Source organism: Sphingorhabdus sp. EL138, from assembly GCF_945882965.1.
Taxonomy (GTDB): Bacteria; Pseudomonadota; Alphaproteobacteria; order Sphingomonadales; family Sphingomonadaceae; genus Sphingorhabdus_B.
Genome location: NZ_CAMCWY010000015.1, coordinates 32,404 through 57,272, shown reverse-complemented (window position 1 = coordinate 57,272; position 24,869 = coordinate 32,404). Strand labels below are relative to the sequence as shown.

Genomic DNA, 24,869 nt, shown 5'->3' with positions numbered 1-24,869 from the left:
AACCGTTAGTCTAAGCCGCCAGCGCGGAATAAATCATCGTCTTGATCTCGCGGCGCACGGGGTAGGTTGTGGACGGCAGCAATTGCGTCATGAACATCATGATGATGTCCTCAACCGGATCCACGAAAAAGGCGGTGGAATACATGCCGCCCCAATAAAAATCGCCGTTGGAGCAAGGCGCAAGTGTCGCAGCGCTGTCGATGGTCGTGGCAAAGCCAAGGCCAAAGCCAATGCCGGCCATTTCGGCCTCACTGAACAAAGATTTCGACATTTGCGTCAGGTCTTGGCCGCCGGGAATATGATTGGCGGTCATCAATTCTATCGTTTTTGGGCTGAGGATTTGTGCGCCGTTCAGCGCGCCGCCGTTCAGCAGCATCCGGCAGAACCGATAATAGTCCGCAACGCTCGACGCCAGACCGCCGCCGCCGGAATTGAATGACCATCCTTTGGCCCACATGCTGTCGGCCCCGGCCTTGTCGATCAGCTTCATTTTCGCTTCGGGGTCAAAGCTGAAGCCTTCGGGGATACGGGCAGCCTTGTCGGCAGGCACTTGGAAGAATGTATCGTTCATGCCCAAGGGCTGGAAAATATGCGTCTGGAAATATTCGGGCAATGACAGCCCGCTGATCCGTTCAACCAATATGCCGAGTATGTCAGTGGCTACGGAATAATTCCACTGCGTTCCGGGGTCGAATTCCAGCGGGATTTGCGCAAGTGTATCAATCACGCTTTGCGAGGTATTTTTGCTCCAGCTTTCAACATCGGTCTTGCGATAGGCCGCGTCGACATTGCCTTGTTCCTGAAAGCTATAGGTGAATCCGGCTGTATGCCGCAGCAAGTCAACCACCCGCATCTGCGTGGACGGTGCGCGCGTGATAAAGGGAACATTGCCGCCGCCGCCCACAAACACGCCCAATTTGGCAAATTCGGGGACATATTTGGCGACCGGATCCGTCAGCGCGACCTTGCCCTGCTCCACCAACTGCATGAACGCGACCGAGGTGATTGGCTTGGTCATGGATGCGATCCGGAAAATAGCATCATCGGCGACGCCAGAGCTCCATTGCAACGCGATATCATCGCCACGGCCAACCAACACCGACGCAAACGGCAATTTGCCATTGTCGAGATAATTGGCCTGAAGGAAGGCGGGAATCCGCGCGAGGCGCTCGGGAACGAAACCTAAATTTTCGGCGCTCATACTGCGGTTTGTCCAGTCAATTGGCGGGTCACGGGGTGTGAGCTCGATAGCCCGCCGTCAACAGCGATGGCTTGGCCATTGACATAAGAGGCCTGATCGCTGGCGAGGAACAAGGCGACATTGGCGAGTTCCTCCGGCTGCGCGCCACGGCGCAACGGGTTGAGGCGACCGATTTTGTCCGTCACGCCCTTTTCCTTTGCATAATCAAATGTCGGCTTGGTCATACCGGTTTCGGTAAGGCCGGGGCAAATCGCGTTGCAGCGGACATTAGTGCCCGACAATTGCTGCGCCGAAACCATCGCCAGATTGATGACGCCAGCCTTTGACGCCGAATAAGGCGGCCCGCCTGCACCCGAACGAATGCCCGCGACGCTTGCGGTCAGGATGATTGAACCGCCACTACCTGCATCGGCCATGACCTTGCCCGCATGCTTCACCATCAGCCACGGGCCGATGAGGTTGACGCGCAGGACGCTGGTGAAATTCTCGACAGTGTTGTCGAAGATGCCTTCCATGCCGCCGGAGATGCCAGCGTTGGCAAATGCAACGTCCAGATGGCCGTGCAGTTCGATGGCCTTGGCAACCAAAGCCGCGACATCACTTTCGTCGCCTGCGTCCATTTGGACGGCGGTCGCCGCGTCACCGATCATCGCGGCGGTGTCATGCACCGATGCCGCCATGTCGCCCAAAACGACCTTCGCGCCTTCGGCCGCAAAACGGATGGCGGATGCACGGCCAATGCCGGAACCTGCGCCAGTGATAATGGCGACTTTGCCTGCCAGTGCACCCTGAGCCTGTTGAACGGTCATACGACTACCCCTCCATCAACAACAATTGTCTGTCCGGTCATAAAGGTGGATGCATCGGACGCCAGATATACCGCAGCGCCTGCAATCTCACGCGGTTCGCCAATACGGCCCAATGCCGCGCCAGCGGTGGAGGCTTTCAGGTTTTCGGGATTCTCCCACAGCGCCTTAGCAAAATCGGTTTTTACAAGCCCCGGCGCGATGGAATTGATGCGCACATTATGCGGGCCATATTCGCGTGCGAGGTTTTTGGTCATCTGAATATCCGCCGCCTTGGTAATCGCATAAGCGCCCAAGATCGGTGAACCGCGCAGGCCGCCAATGGACGACACGATCACGATGGAGCCCGATTTGCGTTCGATCATTTCGGGAACAACCATCTGGATCAGCCAATGTTGTGAGACGATATTGTGATCGAGCGTCTTGCGCAGTTGTTCGTCGGTGATGGTCGCCATCGGGCCATAATGCGGGTTCGACGCCGCATTGCAGACCAAGACATCGACCTTGCCAAATGCCTTATGCGCTGCATCAACCAGATTTTGCAGGCTTTCCTTAGACGAGAGACTTGAGGCCACCGCAATCGCCGCGCCTACATGCTTTGCATTGATGCCAGCGGCGACTGCTTCGCAATCTTCGATATTGCGGCTGGAGATCACAACCTTTGCGCCATGTTCCGCCATTTCTTCGGCGATTGCCTGGCCGATGCCGCGCGACGACCCTGTGATGATGGCGACCTTGCCGGTCATATCGAATAAAGACATTTGCATTCCTCTCACTCTTCTCTCTCCATCGACTTGCGATGGGAGGTGGCAGCCAAAGCTGCAGCTTTGGATGACCGAGGGGACAGCGACGCTTCATTCCCCTCCACCATCCTTCGGCTTGTCCCCCTCCCCATCGCAAGTCGATGGGGAGGATTGATTATTCTACGCCCCAGCCTTTTCCGCAAACTTCCAAGCGGAATCGGCCAACGGAAACACGCGTTCGGCCATGGCTTGCGCATGTGACGAACTTGCGGTGCCGTCGATGACCCGCTTTTTGATACCTTGAACAATCCCGGCGAGCCGGAAGAAATTATAGGCGAGATACCAATTCATGTCCGGTACGCCGTCGCGGTTCGTTGCCGCGCAGTAGCGTTCGACCATCGCGTCGAGTTCGGGAATGCCCAGCGCTGCGCGGTCAAGATCCATGACGCCCGACCGGCCTTCATTCTGTGTCACCCATGCCATTGCGACATAGGTGAAATCTGCCAGCGGATCGCCCAAGGTCGACAATTCCCAATCCAACACCGCGACGACCTTCGCCTCTTTTGCATCGAAAATCATGTTATCAATGCGATAGTCGCCATGAACGACGCTGGTGCGTGTTTGCTCGGGCAACGTCTTGGGCAGCCATTCGATGAGCCGCTCCATTTCGGGCATGACTTCGGTTTCTGCCAAGCGATATTGCTTCGTCCAGCGTTCCACCTGCCGCCCGAAATAATTTCCGGGCTTACCGAAATCGGACAGGCCAGCGCCTTCGACATCCACATTGTGTAATGCTGCCAGGGTGTCGATCATCGCCTCATAGGTGACGCGGCGTTCGGCAGTGTTTGACCCCGGCATGGCGCCGTCCCAGATGGTGCGCCCTTCGACCATGTCCATGATGTAGAACCAACTGCCGATGACGCTATCGTCGGTGCACAGACCATAGGGCTTGGCGACTGGAAAGCCCGTGGGATGAAGCCCGGCGATGACTGTATATTCGCGGTCCACAGCGTGCGCGCTGGGCAACAATACACCCAAGGGCTTGCGGCGAAGCACATAGGAGCCGCTTTTCGCATTCAACCTGTAGGTCGGGTTTGACTGCCCGCCGGCAAATTTCAGCGCCTGCACTGGTCCTTCAAAACCAGCGACATTGGCGGTCATCCATTCGGCCAGCTTAGCTTCGTCCAATATATCCGCGCCCGTTGGGGCAACGGTTCCGGTAAAGGCCGTCTGCGCATCAATCGGGGTTGGCGCTGCGCTCATTGGTCAAAAACGATGACTGAACGGGCAGCATCACCGCGCTTCATCTGTTCAAAACCTTCGTTGATGCGTTCCAGCGGGATTGTCTCCGAAACGATGCTGTCGAGGTCCAAAAGGCCACGCATATAGAAATCCACCAGACGCGGAATATCAACAGGGAAACGGTTGCCACCCATGATCGCGCCTTGCAGTTTCTTGCCCGAAAGCAGGTCCATCGCGGACAGGCCAACCGAATGCTGCAACGGCATCATGCCCAGGATCGTTGCTGTCCCGCCGCGCTTGAGCGATTTGACGGCAAGCTCGCCCGAGGCAGGACGACCGACAGCCTCAATCGCATGATCGACGCCGCCCTTGGTCAATTCCTGAATTTGTTTGGCTGCATCAGCATCCATGGGATCGATGACATCCGTCGCACCCAGCTTCATCGCCAGTGCACGCTTTTCGGGCATTGGGTCAGCGGCAATGATTCGGCCCGCGCCCGCAATTTTCGCGGCGTTAATCGTGGCAAGGCCAACGCCGCCACAGCCGATAACTGCCACGGTTTCGCCGGGCGTCACTTTGCATGCGTTGAAAATGGTGCCTGCACCCGTGGTCACCGCGCAGCCAATGACTGACGCCTTATCGAGCGGCATTTCGGGGTTAATCGCAACGCACGCATGTTCGTGCACCAGCATCATTTCGGCATAAGCGGACAGGTTCAGCATCTGGTTGACAATGCTGCCGTCGGGCCGTGTGAGGCGCGGAGCCTCACCTGCTTTACGGCGTGTGTCGCCGCCAAGGCATAAAGACATGCGCCCAGTGACACAATATTCGCAATGGCCACAAAATGCGCTGAGGCAGGTGACAACCGCGTCGCCTACCTTCACGGTGCGCACTTCGCTGCCCACGGCCTCAACAATGCCCGCCGCTTCATGCCCGGGGATCGCGGGCAGGGGGTGCGGATAAGTGCCTTCGATAAAGTGCAGGTCGCTATGGCACAGCCCACAGGCCGCGGTGCGGATAAGCACCTCATGCGGCCCGGGATTGGCAATGTTGATCTGCTCAATCTGAAGCGGTTTGCCCGCTTCGATCAGGACGGCAGCCTTCACCGTGTTGCCCCCATGTCGCCGCTGGATAGGCCGTCTTTGCCACGTCCGCCATGCTTGCCCAATTCCATACGAGCAATGGCACGTGCGTGCACTTCGTCGGGACCATCGGCCAGACGTAAGGTGCGCTGATGCGCCCAAGCGGATGCGAGACCGAAATCATCGGACACACCGCCGCCGCCATGTGCTTGAATCGCATTATCGATGATGCTCAACGCCATATTTGGGGCCTGCACCTTAATCATCGCGATTTCCGCCGCAGCCGCCTTGTTACCGACCTTGTCCATCATATCCGCTGCCTTCAGGCACAGCAGGCGAGTCATTTCAATGTCGATACGGGCACGTGCAATGCGTTCTTCCCATACGCTATGCTCGGCAACGGTCTTGCCAAAGGCAACGCGCGATTGCAGGCGCTTGCACATTTTCTCCAGCGCTTCTTCCGCCGTACCAATGGTGCGCATGCAATGATGGATGCGGCCTGGTCCAAGGCGGCCTTGCGCGATCTCGAACCCGCGACCTTCGCCCAGCAGCATGTTCGATGCCGGAATACGGACATCTTTCAATTCGATTTCCATATGACCATGCGGCGCGTCGTCATAACCAAAGACAGGCAGATGGCGCAGAATGTTGACGCCGGGGGCATCGAGTTCCATCAACACCATCGATTGCTGTGCATGGCGCTTGGCTTCAAAATCGGTCTTGCCCATGACAATCGCGATCTTGCAACGCGGGTCGCCTGCACCTGATGACCACCACTTAACGCCGTTCAGGACATATTCGTCGCCTTCGCGGCGGATCGAGGTTTCGATGTTGGTCGCATCTGACGAGGCAACCGCTGGCTCAGTCATCAAGAATGCCGAACGGATTTCGCCGTTCATCAGCGGAAGCATCCACTTTTCTTTTTGTGCGGCGGTGCCGTAACGCAGGAACACTTCCATATTGCCGGTGTCTGGTGCCGAACAGTTATAGACTTCGGATGCAAAACCGATGCGGCCCATTTCCTCGGCGCACAGGGCATATTCCATGTTGGTGAGGCCAGGGCCTTCGAAATGGATGCTGTCGTCGACATGCACGCGGCCCGACGTTGGCGGCATGAACAGGTTCCAAAGACCAGCGGCCTTGGCCCGCGCCTTTTCCTCTTCAACGACCTGAAGCACTTTCCAACGGTCGCCCACCGCCTGCTCGGCATAATAATCGGCGACGCGTGGACGCAAGAAGCGTTCATTATGGTCGCGGATACGGTCCCGCCAATAAGTTTGCTTGTCGTTGAGATCGAAATCCATGACTCATTCCTCTTTTCAAATTTAATTGATCGGTTAAATGGCAGACTCTGTTGCTGTGTTCAAGACGCGCAACCGCTCATTATGACTTTCGCGCGAAATCGGGAAATGGCGCAGAATAAGAATGCCGATGATGCCGACGACCAAGACAGTGCACATATAATATAATGCCAGCCCGTCGAGGACAACAACATCCACTTCCCCCGGCTTGGCATCTTGCGGGAAACTGGCAAAGCTTAGGATCATCCCGGCGGCAAAAGTGCCGATGCCAACGGCGCATTTCTGCATGAAGAAATAGCCAGCGAAGAACAAACCTTCCGAACGCCTGCCGGTTTCTTGCTGCGATGCCTCCACCACATCGGCCATCATCGAGGATGTCAGCATCATCATACTCACGGCTGCGCTATTGGCTAAAGTCACTAAAGCAAACATGAACAGGATCGAAGGGTCCGACGGCGCACCGGGCACAAAGTCGAGCAGCCAGCTGCCGTATAATGCCGTAGTGAAGGTCAGCGAGATGATCGCGAACAGGATCGCAGCGTGCTTCTTGCCCAATCGCGCCGAGACGGGGGGAACAATGATGAAGGCAATGATGACCGTTGAGAATAGGGTCAGCGCATAATAGAGCATTTCCATCTGTTGAAGCTGCCACAAAAAGGCGAGTTGGTAATTGGTGAGCGCAAAGGTCATCCCTTGATTGATCAGCCCGAATAACGCCGCGGAGACGAGCCACAGAAAGGCGCGGTTGGAGAGCGTGGCTTTCACTTCAGCAAAAGCATGGCCAATGCCAGCGCCGCGCGGAGCAGGCGGGGATTGCTTGGCCACATGCCGATGCTGGCCAAGCGCGGAGATGAGCACCGCGCCGCTCATCATCAGCGCCCCCCACACCGAATAAGCGTCATATCCGGCAGGGTCGCTCACGCCCTTTTCGCCTGTGAAGAAAATGCCATAAGCGAAAATGAGCATCAGCAATCCGCCCGCCCAGCCAAATAAGAAACGATAACGCATCAACCGCGTACGTTCATCATAATCGCCGGTCAGTTCGGGCACGAGGGCGATAGACGGCACCTCGCACATCGCCACGAATGTGCGCGCGAGGACGGCGGTGCAGAACAGCCAAATGATCGTGCTCGTCTGGTCCATTTCGGGCGGGTGCCACAGCAATAGCCATATAATACCAAGCGGAATCGCGGCGGCGTATAGCCAGGGCAGGCGTCTGCCCCATTTGCTTTGTGTCCGGTCGGACAATTCGCCAATAATCGGGTCGGCAAAGGCATCAAATATCAGCGCGGCCATGATGACGGTGCCAACGATGCTGGCGTCAATCCCCAGCACCTGATTATAAAAAATCAACAGGAAGACCGAAAAGCCATTATCCTTGACGCCATAAGCGACAGAACCAAGGCCGTGCATGACCTTTAACGATCGGGGGAGTGCGACGACTGGTGCCATATTGGTTTAAATCACAATACGCGAAAAGGCGTGTTTTCCGGCGAATCGCACAATGTTTCTCCCCTGTATCCCGCGCCCATGCTAGGGCTGCTGCCCGGCCTGTCAATCGGGATGCAAATGACGTTACGGCATGCATAACTCACCGATAAAGGCTTGCGTTTCGGTGCATGACCGCCCAAAAATTCATCAAGTAATTAAACAGGAGAGCCGCATGTCCGACCTTGATACATTCCGCGCCGAGGCGCGCGCTTGGCTGGAGGAAAACTGCCCCGCCGAAATGCGCACACCTGCCAAAGGTGACGAAGACGTCTGCTGGGGCGGACGCAATTTTGTTTTTCAATCAGAAGCGCAGAAGCTTTGGCTGGAGCGTTGCGTGGCCAAGGGCTACACCGTGCCCGATTGGCCCAAAGCTTATGGTGGTGCAGGCCTTAGCCCGCAGGAAACCAAAATCTTGCGTCAGGAAATGGCAAAGCTTGGCTGCCGCTCGCCGCTTAACAGCTTTGGCATCTGGATGCTTGGCCCAGCTTTGTTGAAATTCGGCACCGAAGAACAAAAAGTGCATTATATGGGCCAAATCGCCCGCGGCGAAATCCGTTGGTGTCAGGGCTATTCGGAGCCGGGCTCAGGCAGTGACCTTGTGTCGATGCAGACCTTTGGCGAAGATAAGGGCGACCATTGGGTGGTCAATGGCCAAAAGATCTGGACGTCTTATGCTGACAAGGCCGACTGGATTTTCTGTTTGGTCCGCACCGACAAGACGAACAAATATCAGGGCATCAGCTTCCTGTTGTTCGACATGGAAACACCCGGTGTTTCGACCAAGCCTATCAAGCTGATCTCTGGCAATTCGCCTTTCTGCGAGACATTTTTCGACAATGTTGTTGTGCCCAAGCACCAGATTGTTGGCGAGATCAATCGCGGCTGGGATGTGGCGAAATATTTGTTGGGCCATGAACGCGAAATGATCTCCGGCATGGGCGGCGATGGCGGCGTGACCTCCATCGGCGCGGCGATGAAGGCGACCTTGTCGCAAGAGCCCGTGCTGCGCGCGCAAATGGCCTTGTTCGATGTCGATAACCTGACCTTCCGTGCCCATGGCGAACGGTTCATGGACGAATGGAAAACGGGTAAGGCGCATCCAGCTTATTCGAACCTGATGAAATATGTCGGTACCGAATTGAACAAAAAACGCAATGAATTGGTCATGTCGATTGGCGGTTCTCAAGCGCTTGAGTGGGAAAGCGAACGGGCCAATGGCGGGTCAAAGGCTCGCAATTGGTTGCGGACCAAGGCGAACTCGATTGAGGGCGGCACCAGTGAAGTGATGCTGAACGTCGTGTCGAAGCGTATCCTTGAGATGCCGGGCGGTTAATTTTGCGTCACCTCCGCGTAGGTGGGGGCCCACGCCTGACAGCTATATTTACGGCGCAGCGTTGGGTTCCCGCCTGCGCGGGAATGACGAGATAAAGCGTCGGAATGACGCGATAGATTTGGAGCGGCTTTAACATGGCAATGACCTTAAACGATGACCAGAATATGCTGCGCGACACCGCGCGGGATTTCATGGCGCGCGAAGCGCCCGTCACCCATTTCCGCAAGTTCCGCGACATGGGGTGCAAGGACGGTTTCAGCCAAGGCTTGTGGAAGCAATTCGCCGAAATCGGCTTCACCGGCATCCTGATTCCCGAGGCCGATGGCGGCATGGGCATGGGGCAGATTGAGGCGGGTATTGTCCTTGAAGAAATTGGCCGCAACCTCTCACCCTCACCTTTCTTGACCACATCGGTCGCGGCGGTTGAGGCGTTGAAGCTGGCGGATAAGGCCATGCGCGACCGCTGGTTCCCCGGCATCTTGGCTGGCGAAACCGTGATCGGCATCGCGATTGAAGAAGGCGTCAAGCACCGGCCGGAGAAAATCGCGTGCGTTGCGCAGCGCAGCGGCAATGGCTTTAAGCTGACCGGGCAAAAGCAATTTGTTGTGCAAGGCACGTCATCGGACATGCTGATCGTCGCCGCACGGACCGCAGGCGCGGTGGGAGAGACCGACGGCCTGACATTGTTCGCCGTCGACAAGGATGCGGCGGGTCTGTCGATGGAGGCGGCACGTTTGGTCGATTCCGCAATGGCCGCGCATGTGAAACTGGAGGGCGTTCAGGTGAATGCCGACGCTGTCATTGGTGACGTTGACGGCGGCTGGGCTGTGCTTTCCAAGATGCTGGACGCTGGCCGCGTTGGTGCAGCCGCCGAAATGGTTGGCGTTGGCACAGGCGCGATGGACATGACTTTTGAATATCTTAAGACGCGCAAGCAATTCGACCGCGTCATTGGTGAATTTCAGGCGCTCCAACACCGCGCCGCGCATTTGTATGGCGAAATGGAAGGCGCGCGTTCGATTGTGCTGAAGGCGCAATCCTTAATGGACGAAGGCCATGCTAAGGCCGAAATTTATGTCGCGGCGGCCAAGGCGAAAGCCGGGCTTGCCTGCAATCTTTCGGTGCGGGAAGGCGTTCAAATGCATGGCGGTATCGGCATGACTGACGAATATGACATCGGCCTGTATATGAAGCGCGACCGCAGCTTGAACGAATTTTTCGGCGACGCGTATTACCACGCAGACCGCGTGGCGACGATGAACGGTTATTAAAAGGAAACCGCAAATGGATATTCAAAGCTTATTCAACCTCAATGGCCGCGTGGCGTTGGTCACCGGCGGATCGCGCGGCATCGGCAAGATGATCGTCGAAGGCTATCTCAAGGCTGGTGCAGCACGCGTGTATATCAGCGCGCGTAAGGTCCACCAGATTGAGGAAACCGTCGCCGAATTCGGCAATCAGGTTATTGGCCTGCCCTGCGACTTGTCGACCGTGGACGGTTGCCTGTCGCTTGCCGCGCAAATTGCCGAGCGTGAGGAAAAGGTCGATATTCTCGTGAACAATGCTGGCGCAGCATGGGGTGCGGATTTTGGTCAGTTCCCTGAATCTGGCTGGGACCGTGTGATGGACCTGAACGTCAAATCCCTGTTCTTCCTGACTCAGGCAATGCACCCGCAGTTGAAGGCCGCCGCGACATTTGATCGCCCCGGCAAGGTTATTAACATCGCATCGATCGATGGCCTGCTGATCAACCCGTGGCAAACCTATAGCTATCAGGCATCGAAAGCCGCCGTCATCCATTTGACGCGCCGTCTGGCGGCTGAGCTTGTTAAGGACAATATTCTTGTGTCGGGCATTGCGCCGGGTGCATTTCAGTCGGACATGAACAAGGCTGCGCGCGACCATGCCGATGCCGTGGGCAAGAATATCCCGTTTCCACGAATCGGAACGCCTGAAGATATGGCTGGCCTTGCGATCTTCCTCGCCGCGCGTGCTGGCGATTATATCGTTGGAGAGACGATTGCGTGCGACGGCGGCATTGTTAACGCATCGCTGCCGGGCAATGGAATCGCCCCTTAACTGCTAATTTTGTGATGATTTGGGAACGAAATTAACACGTTTCCAGCAGAAATGGAGCTAGTTGCAAAAGACGCAACTAGCTCCATTCTTTTCGCAATTGCAGCAAATTCATCGGGCCCCTAGTTGCTGCTCAACGGCAAGCGACTGCCGGAACGCACATTGACCGGGTGGCACTCTCCTCCTCTCTCCCCCTCGCCCCCGGACAATTTTTACGGCCTCCATGCTCTGCTTGGGGGCCGTATCGTTTTGTGCTCCATACTTGTTCTCCATTTTGTCCACCACGAAGTGCGCGCGCTGTGGGTAACTCAGCAAATGATGCTTTGAACGACTCGTAAGCTATGAGACCTTCAATTCATCAGGCAGGAACGCTACGAAGCAAAGCCGGACCGGAAACGGTACAGCGGAGCGGAAAAGAAAGAATGCCGGATCGCCAAATTGGATGGCAACCCGTCGCAAGGCAGGAAATGTAGCCAGGATGGTGGGTACGAAGAAAACGAATATCGAGTGCGGGGCCACGCAAGTGGTACAACGCCAGATAGGATACCCAATGTACTGAGGCGAACCACAAAGGTCTTCGGACTGGATTGGGGAACCGGACGTCGGTTAGAGGAAAGAATGGCCCCCGTGGTCAGGGACTTCCAAAAATCAGACGCAGTGGGCGCTGGTAGCGATGCCAGTGCCCATTTTATTTTATGTGGCACAAAAATCGTCGTCTCGCTAAGGCCGTGTCATGTCTGAAATCACGCCTCACATCATCGCCGACCATGGTCTCAATGAAGAAGAATATGCGCGTATCTTGCACGCCATGGGGCGTGAGCCCAACATGGTTGAGCTTGGCATATTCTCGGTGATGTGGTCGGAGCATTGCTCTTATAAATCCTCACGCATCCATTTGAAGAAATTGCCGACTGAGGCCCCTTGGGTCATTTGCGGTCCTGGCGAAAATGCGGGCGTTATCGACATCGGCGAAGGTCCAAATGGCACTAAGCTTGCCGCGATCTTCAAAATGGAATCGCATAACCACCCGTCTTATATCGAACCTTATCAAGGTGCGGCAACGGGCGTAGGTGGCATCTTGCGGGATGTGTTCACCATGGGCGCGCGGCCAGTGGCCAATATGAATGCGCTGCGTTTTGGACGGCCCGACCATCCGAAGATGAAGCATCTGGTGCAGGGCGTCGTTGCGGGCATTGGTGGCTATGGCAATTGTGTTGGCGTGCCGACCGTTGGCGGTGAGACCAATTTTCATCCCGCTTATGATGGCAATATCCTTGTGAACGCGATGACCGTTGGCGTTGCGGATCAGGACAAGATTTTTTATTCTGCGGCAACTGGCCTTGGAAATCCAATCGTCTATGTCGGGTCAAAGACTGGTCGTGACGGTATTCATGGCGCGACGATGGCTTCGGCGGATTTTGGCGCAGATATCGAAGAAAAGCGCCCCACGGTTCAGGTCGGCGACCCGTTCACCGAAAAGCTGCTGATTGAGGCGTGCCTTGAACTGATGGCGTCGGATGCGATTGTCGCGATTCAGGATATGGGCGCGGCGGGTTTAACCAGCTCCAGCGTCGAAATGGCAACCAATGGCAAGGCGGGCATCATCCTCGACATGGACAAAGTGCCATGCCGTGAGGAAGGCATGACGCCCTATGAAATGATGCTGTCCGAAAGCCAGGAGCGCATGCTTATGGTCTTGAAGCCCGGCCGTGAGAAATTCGCGAAGGCGATTTTTGACAAATGGGAACTGGATTTTGCGGTGATCGGCGAAGTCACTGACACGGGCCATATGGTGCTAACGTGGAAGGGGGAAATCGTCTGCGACATCCCGCTTGGCCCGCTCGCCGAAGATGCGCCTTTGTACGACCGTCCCGCCGCGTCGAAGGATGAATATAAGGCATGGGCCAACGTCAAACCGCTTGGCGACATTCCCGCCAGCACTGACATCGGCGGAGATTTATTGAGGCTGATGGCCTGCCCCGACCTCGCGAGCCGTGCGTGGATCTGGCAGCAATATGACAGTCAGGTCGGCGGCGACACCGCGCAGCTTTCGGGCGGCGATGCTGCGGTCGTCCGCATCCACGGAACCAACCGCGCGCTGGCGATGAGCACCGATTGCACGCCGCGTTATTGTTACGCCGACCCGTATGAAGGCGGCAAGCAGGCTGTTGCCGAAACCTATCGTAATATCAGCGCCGTTGGCGCAACGCCGCTGGCGATCACCAACTGCCTGAACTTCGCCAACCCGCAGCGCCCCGAAATCATGGCGCAGATTGTCGGCTGTTTAGAGGGCATGGGCGACGCGTGCCGTGCGCTGGATTACCCGATCGTGTCGGGCAATGTGTCGCTTTATAATGAAAGCAAGGCCACTGGCGGCGGCAGCGCGATTTTGCCAACACCGGCCATTGGCGGCGTTGGTGTGCTTGAAGACTTCAGCAAGATGGCAACGATTGCATTCAAGCAAGACGGCGACGGCATTTTTGTCATTGGCGACAATGCGGGACATCTAGGTCAGTCCCTGTGGCTGCGCGAACTGCATGGCCGCGAAGACGGCGCCGCGCCATCGGTCGACCTCGGCCAAGAACGCGCGCACGCAGAATTTGTCCGCCAGCTGATTCAAGACGGCAAGGTCAATGCGGTGCATGACGTTGCCGACGGTGGTTTGCTTGTGGCCTTGACCGAAATGGCGTTGGCCAGTGGCAAGGGATGTGCGCTCGAAGAAATCGGCGACGCATTCACGGCGTTTGGCGAAGATCAGGCGCGCTATGTCGTGACCAGCGCCGCTGCGGACCAAATTCAGGCCGCAGGCATTCCGATGACGCGGATAGGCACTGTTGGCGGGACATCGGTCGCAGGGCCGGGGTTTGACGTGCCCATTGCGTCACTGCGTTATGCCCATGACAGCTTCTTCAAGGACTGGATGGAAAGCTAAAGCTTGACGTCGATCGGTGGCGTGCATGCGCCCAATTTTCATCTTTCCTCTCTACGTCCTCTGCGCCTCTTCGTGCAAAATGGATTCACGCAGAGGCGCAGAGGACGCGGAGGTAAAACACAAGGATAATGTCGGTGCGACCCACCCGCATATTCGTCACCCTGAACCAAGTTCAGGGTGACGTGGGGGGATAAGCGCAACGAAGCGTGTACTCCACCCGTGCCCGCTCGTGTGGAGCATAGTTGATATGTGTGTCGGCTGCTCCCGCCCTCGACCGCAGTCAAGGCACAGGGAATGAGCGCCTAAGGTTTAAACGGCAGGTGCCAACAAATTATACGGATCAATGCCGCTTGAACGCATCGCTGCGTGCGCGGCCTTGTACGTCACTGGCTCTGCTATCCCCAAGCGCTTACGGGCATCGACCAACGGCTCACGCAGCAAGGCTGCGATATCTTCCTGAACGATGTTCTTTGCCGCTTTGCCGATACGATAGCCTTCGTGCACCGCTTTCATAATCGGCGCCGATTTCGCAACGCGGTATTTCAACTCTAATCCGCCCGCATAAGCAATGAAGCCGACGCCAAGATTGTGGTTTTGCGCATAGGTAAAGCCAAGCACGCATTGTTCACCCAGCGCGTCGCGGCCATAGCCGGTGAGGATGTGCAGCATGTCATGGGTATCGCGCAAACGGTCGCCATAACGTTCAACCACATCGCCAAAAACGGGATATGATGTCCGGAATTGGGCATATTCCGCCTCAAGACCCGCAGCGCTCAAACCTTCGCGTTCCATGAATTCGACATAGGCACGGCCAACGGTGCCTGCCGGAAGCTTCTTGATGCTGTCATGGTCATCGAGCATGTCAATCAGGCGCTCATTGCTTTCAAGCAACGCTCTGCCCTTTGGTGTTTGCCAAAATTTCCGCGCCATCTTACCGAACTTGCTACCGCTTAAGGCCGCAATGATGTGAAAGACCTGCTCTGTGTCTTCTTTGTTGGCAATCAGCTTGCGAAAATGATGCCACGCCTTCAGTGGCTGCAATTTAGCCGGCGGGCGATCAGGGTGCGAAAAATACAGTTCAGTCATAACGAATCCTAAACTAGGAATAGATATAGTTAAAAACTACCTACACGAGTGTCAATAACAAAAGTTTAAAGGGCTGGACCGGCATAGATGGGCGCTGTATTAATGGCTTAATACACGGGGGCAAAGCATGCAGAATATCGAACAACGGCATATCAGCTTGGACGCGATGCGCGGCTTTGCCGTGATGGGCATATTGGCGATGAACATCATCGGCTTTGCCATGCCCGAATGGGCCTATATCACCCCTGCGGCCTATGGTACCGACACATTGGCTGACCAAATTGCATGGGCATTTTCCTTCATCTTCATTGATGGCAAAATGCGCGGACTATTCTCGCTTTTGTTCGGCGCGAGCATGATGCTTATCATCGACCGCGCCACGGCAAAGGGGGAAAGCGCCGCGCAGGTCCATTACCGCCGCATGGCGTGGCTCGCTCTATTTGGTCTCGCGCATTATTTCTTCATCTGGTTCGGTGATATCTTGTTCCTCTATGCGATTATCGGCATGATCGCTTTTGGCTTCCGCGATTGGCCGCCAGCAAAGCTGATAAAGGTTGCGTTCATAATCTTTGCGGTTGGGCTGGCGCTCTGGGGGGCACAATTTGGCGGGCTTCAGGCCTTTCAATATTTCGCAACCCGGCCTGATGCGAGCGCAGACATGGCGCGCCAGTTTCGCGCATTGATGGATGGTGCGGACCTTGCTTTTAACATTGCGCCTGACCTCGCGCTGCACCGGGGCAGCTACGTCGCGATAACAGTGGATAAGCTCGACGAATGGAGCGCGCCACTGATCTTGGTGGTGCAGTCCGTTGGCGAAACTTTGCCGCTGATGATGATTGGCATGGCGATGCAAAAAAGCGGGTTCATGACAGGGGATTGGGACGCAGCCGATTACCGGCGCTGGGTGATGCGGATGGTGCCAGCTGGGTTGCTGCTGACTGCCGCTCTGGCGGTTTGGATAGTCGCCGTTGACTTCGACCGGATCACCGCGCTTGCGGTCTTTTACGTCTGGGGTGTAATTCCGCGTCTGATGCTGACGATTGGCTATGCGGCGGTGTTGATTTTGCGCATTGGGCATTACCGCAACCACCCGATGTTGGCGCGCGTCGCCGCGGCTGGACGCGCCGCATTCAGCAACTATCTCGGCACGAGCATCATCATGACCACGATATTTTATGGCTATGGCTTTGGCTTGTTCGGGCATTTCGGCCGTGCAGGATTGTGGCTGTTTGTGCTGGGGGCGTGGGCAGTGATGCTCTTATGGTCAAAGCCATGGCTGATGAAATTTCATTACGGCCCACTGGAATGGCTGTGGCGCAGCTTGGCGCGCGGAAAAATGCAAGCCATGCGTCGCTAATGCTATCAAGGAAAAAGACCTTCGCGGCCGGGTACGCTGTGCTCGACAATCCCTAACCGTTATCGGCGAACGGGTTCTTCGACGAACGGAAGTTGATACGCACGGGCACGGCGCCAAAATCCAGATCGCGGCGAATACCGTTGAGCAAATAGCGCGCATAGCTGGCGGGCAGCTCGTCGGTCCGGTTGCCAAAGATGACAAATGTCGGCGGACGGTTACGCGCTTGAGTCATGTAGCGCAGTTTAATCCGCTTGCCGCCTGGGGCAGGTGGCGGATTTGCGGAAATTGCGGCTTCAAACCAGCGGTTCAGTATGCCCGTTGGCACGCGCTTGTTCCACGCTTCCCGCGCATCGAACGCGGCGGAAATCATCTGGTCGAGGCCTTTTCCAGTAAGCCCGGATACGGCGACCATCGGAACACCTTTTAACTGCGACAGGCCCTCTTCCAACGCGGCACGAATACCTCTGAACAGGCCGGCACCATCAACGGCCACATCCCATTTGTTGATCCCGATGATCAGCGCGCGGCCCTCTTGAATGACATGGTCAGCAATTTTCAGGTCCTGCACCTCAAGGCCCTTAGTTGCATCGAGCAGCAGCACGACAACTTCGGCAAAGTCGATCGCATGGCGCGCATCGGCGACTGAAAGCTTTTCCAATTTGTCCTGCACCTTGGCACGCTTGCGCATACCTGCGGTATCGATCAAGCGGACGCGGCGGTCGGTCAGCATCGGCGGGATGATGCCTTCTTCATCGGGCTCGCGTTCTTTTGGGCTTGGGTCCGTCCAGATCCAGTCCACCGAAATACTGTCGCGGGTAATCCCGGCTTCAGGACCCGTAATCAGGCGGTTTTCGCCCAATAACTTGTTAATCAGCGTCGATTTACCGGCATTGGGACGCCCGACAATCGCAAGCTTCAATATCGCGTCGGGTGCTTCGGGGTCAGGTACCTCGAACGCGCCGCCGTCGATATGGGGCAGCAAGGATTGAAACAGATCCGCCATGCCTTCGCCATGTTCGCCGCTGATTGCGATGGGGTCACCAAAGCCAAGCGCATAGCTTTCCAAGATGCCATTATCGCCCTGCTTGCCCTCGGCCTTATTGACCGCAAGCACGACCGGCGTTTCACTGCTGCGCAGCCAGCGGGCAATTTCTGCGTCCAGGGGGGTCACACCAACGCGGCCATCGATCAGGAACAGGGCAACTTGGGCACCTGCAATCGCTGCCTCTGTTTGCATCCGCATTCTGCCGGGCAGGGTGTCGGGATCTTCATCCTCATAACCCGCCGTATCGACAATGGTGAACTCCAGATCGAACAAGCGGCCTTCGCCTTCCCGGCGGTCACGCGTTACACCTGGCGTGTCATCGACAAGCGCGAGTTTCTTGCCCACCAGCCGGTTGAACAAAGTGGACTTGCCGACATTAGGCCGACCGATAATGGCTACCGTCGGCAACATGCCGGTACTCTCCTTTAAGGCCTAGCCGCGAAACGCGGAAATACGGCCGGAATCGTCCAGAACATATAATGTGTTGTTGGCGACAATCGGTGGAAGTGACACATCGGATTTCAGGTCAGCGACCTTAGTCGCGGTCCCGTTTTCCGGCGCAATTGCCCAGATTCCACCGCGCGAATTGGCGATGATCAAACGGTCGCCAGCGAGTATCGGGCCATACCAGCTAATCGGGCCCTTTTTCTTCTTTTCATTTTTGTAACGCTGCAGCTTTGAAATCCACCGGATTTTGCCGCTTGAACGCGCAACGCTCAGCAACCGTGCTTCGTCGGTCATGACAAACACCCATTCGCCCGCCGTCACAGGTGTCGAAATACCCGCAATGTTGATTTCCCAAATGCGCTGGCCAGTCACGAGTTCATAGGACGCCATGCGTCCGCCTTTGCCCAGCGCGAAGACGCGGCCACGGTCGATGACAGGGTCGGCATCAATATCTGTCAGCGTCGAAACAGACGTCGACATTGCGGTGCGCGACAAGGTGTCATTCCACAGGCTGCGGCCATTTTCATACCGATAGGCGGCAAGCTCGCCACTGGAATAGCCAGCGATGACCGTGCCTTGCGCCGCAGCAGGGGCGCCAACGCCAAATATGCCCGATGCGGCAACAGGGCCGGCTTCTTTCCATTGCGGCTCGCCATCGCTTTGGCGCAGCGCGTAAATCTGGTTGTCCTGTGTCATCACATATAGGTTGCCGTTGGACAATGTCGGTGCACCGCGCAAGGGACCGGCTGGACGCTTTTTCCACACAAGCGCGCCAGTGTCCGCCGCAAGCGCGGCGACATCGCCAACGCCATTGGTCGCAAAAACATTGCTGTTAGTGGCGCTGACGCCGCCGCCATAACGGGATGGCTTACCATCGCGGTCAACCTCAAGCGCGTTCGACCAGATCTGTGCGCCTGTGTTCGCGTCAAATGCCGTCACGCGCGCGGTGGTGTCCACCACATAGACGCGGCCATCGCTCATCACTGGGCTCGCGGCAAGGCGCGCGCGCGGGTTGGCGCCGGTAACATCTGCGGTCCAAATGCGCGTCAGGTTTTGACCAAGCGCGACATGGCCGGGTGATTTTGACGCATTGCCGCCGGGCTGCGCCCATGCTTCGTTGACCGTCGCTGGCGGCAGGGTGACGGCTATGTCCGCTAAGGACGCATCGACCTCGGTGTCACGCTCTGTGCCCAAGATGCTGACGCGTGAACCGACGGTCGGCGTGTTGTTTTTCTTACCGGCATCACCGCGCACACCGTCAAGGACGGCGCAGCCACCCAGCGAAGTTGTCGCGGCGAGCGCCAGAAGCAATTTGGATATGGTCTTCAACATCACTCTCCTTTGGCGGCGGTATCGCCAGCCTTCGATGCCGCATTGCGGTTTGCCTCAAGCTGAACGGTATCGATGCCAAGCGCACCTGCCATTTGCTGCGCACGGCTGCGCAAGGTTTGCGGCGCGTCCTCCTGTTTCGCAATCTGGGCAAAAATGGGGCCAGCCAAATTGTCCTTACCCATTTTCATATAGGCTAAGGCCGTTAACTCGCCCGCGCTACCGAAATAGGGGTAGCCAGCGACGGCCAATGGTTTCAATCGGTCAATCACTTGCTGCGGCGGGATCGAGTCAAACTCTGCGCTAACTTGGCGGATCAGGGCCAGATCGCGGAATGTCTGTGGCAGGCTGTCGTCGCCTGCAACCTTTGCATAAATGGCGATCGCCTTCTTGGTCTCACCATCTTCGCCGAGTAGATTTGCCTCCATCAATTTCGCCATGGCGCGATATCCGGGTTGATCGGCCTTTGCGAGCGTTGCCAATTTGGCGCGCGCCTCTTTTTCTTGCCCCGCGCGCAATTTGTCCATTGCGTCGACAAATTCTTCGCTTTGCAGGTCTGCGGCGGCCTGGACTTGGTTGTGATAGACAATCCAGCCCGCAAAAGCCAAAAGCCCGGCCACGACAGCCGCCAAAAGCCAGCGGCCATACCGCGTCCAAAAACTGGTGAGATCACTCGCGCGGACGGCATCGTCGACCTCACGCAAAAATGCCTCGTCACTGCCGCTCCGGTCTTTGTCTGCGGGCTTTTCAGTCGGTGTCAAAGCCAAAAGGGCCTCCGAAATTGTTAAGTCAAAATTGGTTAGTGCTGTCCTTAGCCCGACTCGGCCCGATAGGCCAGCCTGCTTTATACAGGCTCGTACAGCTGGTCGGGTCCCGGGAAGCTGCGGTCACGGACGCCAGTGGCATATTCGCGCACGGCATTTTCGACGCTGACGCCCATGTTGCCGAATTTCTTAACGAATTTTGGTACGCGGTCGAACAGGCCCAACATATCTTCGGCGACAAGAACCTGCCCGTCGCACTGCGCAGACGCGCCAATGCCGATGGTTGGGCAGGCGATTTTCTGTGTGATTTCAATGGCGATATGTTCAAGCACGCCTTCAATCACCATCGCAAACGCGCCTGCGTCCGCCATTGCAACCGCGTCTTCGACAATTGATTTGGCTTCCTCATCGCTTTTACCGCGCACACCATAGCCGCCAAGGATGTTCACCGCCTGCGGCGTTAATCCGACATGCGCCATCACCGGAATACCGCGCGAGGTCAGGAATTCGACCGTCGGGGCAAGCACTTTGCCGCCTTCCAGCTTTACCGCCGCCGCGCCCGTTTCTTTCAACAACCGCGATGCGTTGACAAATGCTTGTTCGGGCGAGGCTTCGTACGATCCAAAGGGCATGTCGACGATGACCGCCGCGTGATAGCTGCCACGCACAACCGCCGCGCCATGCGCCGCCATCATCTCCAGCGTGACCGCCACGGTATGCGGCAGGCCGTAAATCACTTGGCCCAACGAATCACCAACCAGCAGCATGTCGCAATGCGGATCCATCAACTGCGCCATGCGTACGGTATACGCCGTCAGCATCACCAGCGGCTCCTTCCCCTTTTGCTGACGGATGCGCGGCACGGTAAGGCGCTTCATCGGCGACGGCGTCGGATTCGCGCGGCTGGTGGATGTATCGAAAGTGAGCGTTTTAGGATGTGTGGACATGGCGCAAGGGCTTAGCCGCTAAACGCCGTAGGCAAAAGCAAATAGAGTCCCCGCCTTATTGGCGCGCCGCAACCGCCTCTGTGACATTGTCGCTGAAAATGCCGTCAATGCCGGTGGCCAAGAAGCCTTTTATCTCTGCGTTCAAGTCACCATGCCCGCGCGGATCAATACCGGATTTTTGTGCGAGCGGCAGGAAATAATTTTCGCGGCGGAATGTCCATGGGTGGACTGCAAGACCCAGTCTATGTGCGTCCGCGACAAGGGTCGTCGGATCGCCGAGATTACCCATCAACGTGCGCGGGATGACCAGCGCCTTATTGGGGCCAATACCATCGGCATAAGTCGCCACGGTTTTCAGGCCTTGCGCGCTTGCCATCGCGGCATAAGTCAAATCGCTGCGATCGGGTGGGCCGCCTATTTCCGCCATCAACTGGATCAGGCGCAATGTCGTCTTGGGCCGCAAGGCTTTGAGGTTTTCGACCTCGAACGATTGAATGAACACAGGCGCGCTTTTTTCGATATGGCCAAATTTGGTGAGCGCGGCCAGCAACGGCGCTTCATGCGGCAGGCCAATCGCGGTGAAATAGCTTGGATGCTTGGTTTCGGGATAGACGCCAATCGTCCGCCCCGTTGCCGCGCTTTGTTCCTTGGCCAGTGCAAGGATCTCGTCAAAGGTCGGGATTTCGAACTGCCCGTCATAGGCCATATTGGCCTTGCGCAATTGCGGCAGGCGTTCTTTCGTGCGCAGGGTTTTAAGCTCGGCGAGCGTGAAATCCTCGGTAAACCAACCAGTCATTCTCTGGCCGTCAATGGTCTTGGTGGTTTTGCGGTCGGCAAATTCCTCCTTGTCCGCGACATTGGTGGTTTCCGAAATCTCATTCTCATGCCGCGCGACCAAAATGCCATCCTTGGTCAACACAAGGTCAGGCTCAATATAATCCGCGCCCTGTTCAATCGCGAGGGTGTAGCTTGCCAGCGTATGCTCGGGCCGCTCGCCACTCGCGCCGCGATGGGCGATGATGATGACGTTGCCGTCAATCGGTTTTTCCATGGCTTGGCCTTCCGTGGGCGAACATGCGCTGAGCACAGCGGCGATAATAAGCAAGGTGGTTTTCATAAAACCGCCCTTGCGCAATATAATGTCAGCGCGATGACAGCAACGCGGATTTAGCTAATCTCAACGCCTTTCCAAAAGGCAAGGCGGTCAGTGATTTCGCGCGCTGCGTCTTTGGGCTCTGGATAATACCACGCCGCATCTGCGTTGGTTTTGCCATCGACGATCAGCGAATGATAATGCGCTGTGCCCTTCCATCCGCAGACCGAAGTTTTGTCGCTGTCTTGAAGAAAGTCGGCATTGACGCAATCGCGCGGAAAATAATGATTGCCCTCGACCACGACAGTGTCATCCGACTGCGCGATGACCATGTTATTCCAACGAGCGGTTACCATCAGCGTTTCCTTTTTACGACAATTCGGCATCATAGACCGCCGGGGCAAAGCCCACCAGCAAAGTCTTGCCACCTTCAACCACGGGCCGTTTAATCATCGACGGGTTGGCAACCATCAACGCAATCGCCTTGGCCGCGTCAATGTCGGCCTTGTCGGCATCGGGCAGTATCTTAAACGTGGTGCCCGCCTTGTTCAGTAGCCTTTCCCAACCAACAACCTCGCTCCACCGCCCCAAATCCGCCGCCGTCACGCCCGCCTTTTTATAATCATGGAAATGATAGCCAAGCCCGCGCCCATCAAGATACGTGCGCGCCTTTTTGACCGTGTCGCAATTGGGGATGCCGTAGAGGGTGAGGGTCATGTGCTGGGTCCGTTCATTGCCATTAATATCATTTATAATGCGCCCGCCGGTCCCCGAAATCGCGGACGCGCTTGCGCCATGCGCGATAGCTTCCCGGTTTTAACTCGGTACGCATGATGACTTTGATTTCGTCAGGCGTCACCCCATGCTGCGCCGAAATCTGTGTGAAACTGATATGGTCGGACAGGGCCATTTCGACGATCTCGCTGATTTGCGCGGGTGAAAGTGGGGCGGGCATTTCGGTTTACCGCCTACTCCCACTCAATAGTTCCGGGCGGTTTTGACGTATAGTCGTACACCACGCGGTTAATGCCCTTTACCTCGTTGATGATGCGCGTTGACACACGGCTTAGGAAGGCGCTTTCAAAAGGATAAATGTCCGCCGTCATGCCGTCTGTGGAGGTGACGGCGCGCAAGGCGCAGACATTGTCATAGGTGCGGCCATCGCCCATCACGCCCACGGTGCGGACGGGCAGGAGGACGGCGAACGCCTGCCAAATCGCATCATACAATCCGGCATTGCGGATCTCTTCGAGATAGACCGCGTCCGCCTTGCGCAGCACGTCGCAACGTTCCTTGGTCACTTCGCCGGGGATTCGGATCGCAAGGCCTGGGCCGGGGAAGGGGTGGCGACCGACAAATTGGTCGTTAAGGCCCAATTCGCGGCCCAAAACGCGGACTTCATCCTTGAACAATTCGCGCAACGGCTCAACCAGTTGCATATTCATCCGCGCGGGCAGGCCGCCGACATTATGGTGGCTTTTGATCGTAACCGATGGCCCGCCAGTGAAGCTGACGCTTTCGATCACATCGGGGTAAAGCGTGCCTTGTGCTAGGAAATCCGCACCGCCAATTTTATGAGCTTCTTCGTCGAACACGTTGATGAATTCAGCGCCAATGAATTTGCGTTTGGCCTCAGGGTCGGTGACACCCGCCAAGCCCGCCATGAAGCGTTCCTCAGCGTCCACGACAACAAGCGGGATGTTATAATGGTCGCGGAACAAGGTTTCGACCTGTTCGCGTTCATTCATCCGCAGCAAGCCATGGTCGACAAAGACGCAGGTCAGTTGATCGCCAATGGCTTCGTGAATGAGGATTGCGGCAACTGAGCTATCGACACCGCCGGATAGTCCGCAAATAACCCGGCCTGAACCGACTTGCGCCCGGATTTCGGCGATTTTCGTCCCGCGGAACTCAGCCATCGTCCAATCGCCCGATAGGCCGCAGACATTATGGACGAAGCTGGAGATCAGCTTTGCGCCATCGGGGGTGTGCACAACTTCGGGGTGAAACTGGATGCCATAATATTGCCGCGCTTCGTCAGCGATGAAAGCATAAGGCGCGCCGTCGCTGGTGGCGACAACGTCAAAGCCCGGGGCAATTCTGGTGACCTTGTCGCCATGGCTCATCCACACCTGATGCTTTTCACCCGTCTGCCAAAGGCCATCGAAAAGCGCGCAAGGCTTTTCTACCTCGATAAAGGCACGGCCAAATTCGCCGCCTTCGCCTTCGCTGACATATCCGCCCAACTGCATCATCATTGTTTGTTGGCCATAGCAAATGCCAAGGATGGGTATGCCGCTGTCGAACACGCATTGCGGCGCGCGCGGGCTGCCTTGGGTGGTGACGGACGCTGGGCCGCCGGACAGGATGATGCCCTTTGGCTGCATCCGCGCAAACGCCGCCTCGGCATTGTTGAACGGGGCAATTTCGGAATAGACCCCCGCCTCACGCACGCGGCGGGCAATAAGCTGGGTGACCTGCGATCCGAAATCGATGATCAGGATGGAGTCGGAAGGCTCGCAATGTATTTTGGATTCTGGCATTGTCCGCGGATAGAGATACTGGCGCGCGCTGTCTAGTTGCCAGCACTGGCT

Annotated in this window: 22 protein-coding genes; 5 read left to right on the top strand and 17 right to left on the bottom strand. The window is 56.7% G+C overall.

The window, feature by feature from the left end:
• Nucleotides 1-10 precede the first annotated feature (10 nt).
• From Q0N43_RS08140 to Q0N43_RS08110, 7 genes are all read right to left on the bottom strand, one after another.
• Nucleotides 11-1,201, bottom strand: coding sequence for a serine hydrolase domain-containing protein (locus Q0N43_RS08140; protein WP_295445121.1), 1,191 nt, complete (start codon nucleotides 1,199-1,201; stop codon nucleotides 11-13).
• Nucleotides 1,198-2,010 carry an SDR family oxidoreductase gene (locus tag Q0N43_RS08135; protein WP_295445119.1) on the bottom strand — a complete coding sequence of 271 codons (813 nt, stop codon included), beginning with the start codon at nucleotides 2,008-2,010 and terminating at the stop codon, nucleotides 1,198-1,200. The genes Q0N43_RS08140 and Q0N43_RS08135 overlap by 4 nt, the downstream gene beginning before the upstream one ends.
• On the bottom strand, nucleotides 2,007-2,768 hold the full coding sequence (locus tag Q0N43_RS08130) for an SDR family NAD(P)-dependent oxidoreductase (protein WP_295445116.1): 762 nt from the start codon (nucleotides 2,766-2,768) through the stop codon (nucleotides 2,007-2,009). Before Q0N43_RS08130 ends, Q0N43_RS08135 begins: the two co-directional genes overlap by 4 nt.
• Nucleotides 2,769-2,930: 162 nt before the next feature.
• Entirely contained in the window at nucleotides 2,931-4,013 is a 1,083-nt protein-coding gene (locus tag Q0N43_RS08125) for a phosphotransferase family protein (protein ID WP_295445113.1), read from the bottom strand.
• A complete protein-coding gene (locus Q0N43_RS08120; protein WP_295445111.1) occupies nucleotides 4,010-5,098 on the bottom strand; it encodes a Zn-dependent alcohol dehydrogenase in 1,089 nt (362 codons plus the stop codon). The genes Q0N43_RS08125 and Q0N43_RS08120 overlap by 4 nt, the downstream gene beginning before the upstream one ends.
• Nucleotides 5,095-6,378 carry an acyl-CoA dehydrogenase family protein gene (locus tag Q0N43_RS08115; protein ID WP_295445108.1) on the bottom strand — a complete coding sequence of 428 codons (1,284 nt, stop codon included), beginning with the start codon at nucleotides 6,376-6,378 and terminating at the stop codon, nucleotides 5,095-5,097. The genes Q0N43_RS08120 and Q0N43_RS08115 overlap by 4 nt, the downstream gene beginning before the upstream one ends.
• Before the next feature lie 33 nt (nucleotides 6,379-6,411).
• Nucleotides 6,412-7,827 carry an MFS transporter gene (locus tag Q0N43_RS08110; protein ID WP_295445106.1) on the bottom strand — a complete coding sequence of 472 codons (1,416 nt, stop codon included), beginning with the start codon at nucleotides 7,825-7,827 and terminating at the stop codon, nucleotides 6,412-6,414.
• A 211-nt stretch (nucleotides 7,828-8,038) separates the two neighbouring features.
• Between Q0N43_RS08110 and Q0N43_RS08105 the strand changes: the two genes are divergently transcribed.
• From Q0N43_RS08105 to purL, 4 genes are all read left to right on the top strand, one after another.
• The gene (locus Q0N43_RS08105) at nucleotides 8,039-9,199 is read left to right on the top strand and encodes an acyl-CoA dehydrogenase family protein (RefSeq protein ID WP_295445103.1); all 1,161 of its coding nucleotides are present in this window, start codon (nucleotides 8,039-8,041) and stop codon (nucleotides 9,197-9,199) included.
• A gap of 134 nt (nucleotides 9,200-9,333) precedes the next feature.
• Complete coding sequence (locus Q0N43_RS08100; protein ID WP_295445100.1) at nucleotides 9,334-10,470, top strand: acyl-CoA dehydrogenase family protein; 1,137 nt, start codon at nucleotides 9,334-9,336, stop codon at nucleotides 10,468-10,470.
• 13 nt (nucleotides 10,471-10,483) lie between these two features.
• Complete coding sequence (locus tag Q0N43_RS08095; RefSeq protein WP_295445096.1) at nucleotides 10,484-11,278, top strand: SDR family NAD(P)-dependent oxidoreductase; 795 nt, start codon at nucleotides 10,484-10,486, stop codon at nucleotides 11,276-11,278.
• 730 nt (nucleotides 11,279-12,008) lie between these two features.
• Nucleotides 12,009-14,207, top strand: a complete 2,199-nt coding sequence (gene purL, locus Q0N43_RS08090) for a phosphoribosylformylglycinamidine synthase subunit PurL (protein WP_295445093.1) — start codon at nucleotides 12,009-12,011, stop codon at nucleotides 14,205-14,207.
• Nucleotides 14,208-14,516: 309 nt separating this feature from the next.
• Here purL and Q0N43_RS08085 read toward each other — a convergent pair whose 3' ends face one another.
• A complete protein-coding gene (locus Q0N43_RS08085) occupies nucleotides 14,517-15,293 on the bottom strand; it encodes a Coq4 family protein (RefSeq protein WP_295445090.1) in 777 nt (258 codons plus the stop codon).
• Between the two features lie 127 nt (nucleotides 15,294-15,420).
• Between Q0N43_RS08085 and Q0N43_RS08080 the strand changes: the two genes are divergently transcribed.
• Complete coding sequence (locus Q0N43_RS08080; RefSeq protein ID WP_295445087.1) at nucleotides 15,421-16,650, top strand: DUF418 domain-containing protein; 1,230 nt, start codon at nucleotides 15,421-15,423, stop codon at nucleotides 16,648-16,650.
• 52 nt (nucleotides 16,651-16,702) lie between these two features.
• On the opposite strand, the gene der is transcribed toward Q0N43_RS08080, so the two are convergent.
• The 9 genes from der to guaA all read right to left on the bottom strand — a co-directional run bounded on the left by der (nucleotide 16,703) and on the right by guaA (nucleotide 24,818).
• The gene (gene der / locus Q0N43_RS08075; RefSeq protein WP_295445085.1) at nucleotides 16,703-18,106 is read right to left on the bottom strand and encodes a ribosome biogenesis GTPase Der; all 1,404 of its coding nucleotides are present in this window, start codon (nucleotides 18,104-18,106) and stop codon (nucleotides 16,703-16,705) included.
• Nucleotides 18,107-18,127: 21 nt separating this feature from the next.
• Nucleotides 18,128-19,474: a PQQ-binding-like beta-propeller repeat protein gene (locus Q0N43_RS08070; protein ID WP_295445081.1), complete on the bottom strand. Its 1,347-nt coding sequence runs from the start codon at nucleotides 19,472-19,474 to the stop codon at nucleotides 18,128-18,130.
• Nucleotides 19,474-20,238 carry a tetratricopeptide repeat protein gene (locus Q0N43_RS08065; protein WP_295445078.1) on the bottom strand — a complete coding sequence of 255 codons (765 nt, stop codon included), beginning with the start codon at nucleotides 20,236-20,238 and terminating at the stop codon, nucleotides 19,474-19,476. The genes Q0N43_RS08070 and Q0N43_RS08065 overlap by 1 nt, the downstream gene beginning before the upstream one ends.
• Nucleotides 20,239-20,315: 77 nt before the next feature.
• Complete coding sequence (gene panB / locus Q0N43_RS08060; RefSeq protein ID WP_295445075.1) at nucleotides 20,316-21,182, bottom strand: 3-methyl-2-oxobutanoate hydroxymethyltransferase; 867 nt, start codon at nucleotides 21,180-21,182, stop codon at nucleotides 20,316-20,318.
• A gap of 55 nt (nucleotides 21,183-21,237) precedes the next feature.
• Entirely contained in the window at nucleotides 21,238-22,233 is a 996-nt protein-coding gene (locus Q0N43_RS08055; RefSeq protein ID WP_295445151.1) for a glycerophosphodiester phosphodiesterase, read from the bottom strand.
• Nucleotides 22,234-22,349: 116 nt separating this feature from the next.
• Nucleotides 22,350-22,631 carry a DUF427 domain-containing protein gene (locus Q0N43_RS08050; protein ID WP_295445072.1) on the bottom strand — a complete coding sequence of 94 codons (282 nt, stop codon included), beginning with the start codon at nucleotides 22,629-22,631 and terminating at the stop codon, nucleotides 22,350-22,352.
• A gap of 13 nt (nucleotides 22,632-22,644) precedes the next feature.
• Complete coding sequence (locus Q0N43_RS08045) at nucleotides 22,645-22,992, bottom strand: Spx/MgsR family RNA polymerase-binding regulatory protein (RefSeq protein ID WP_295445069.1); 348 nt, start codon at nucleotides 22,990-22,992, stop codon at nucleotides 22,645-22,647.
• 28 nt (nucleotides 22,993-23,020) lie between these two features.
• Entirely contained in the window at nucleotides 23,021-23,230 is a 210-nt protein-coding gene (locus tag Q0N43_RS08040; protein WP_295445066.1) for a DUF2805 domain-containing protein, read from the bottom strand.
• 13 nt (nucleotides 23,231-23,243) lie between these two features.
• On the bottom strand, nucleotides 23,244-24,818 hold the full coding sequence (guaA, locus tag Q0N43_RS08035; protein WP_295445063.1) for a glutamine-hydrolyzing GMP synthase: 1,575 nt from the start codon (nucleotides 24,816-24,818) through the stop codon (nucleotides 23,244-23,246).
• Nucleotides 24,819-24,869 lie beyond the last annotated feature (51 nt).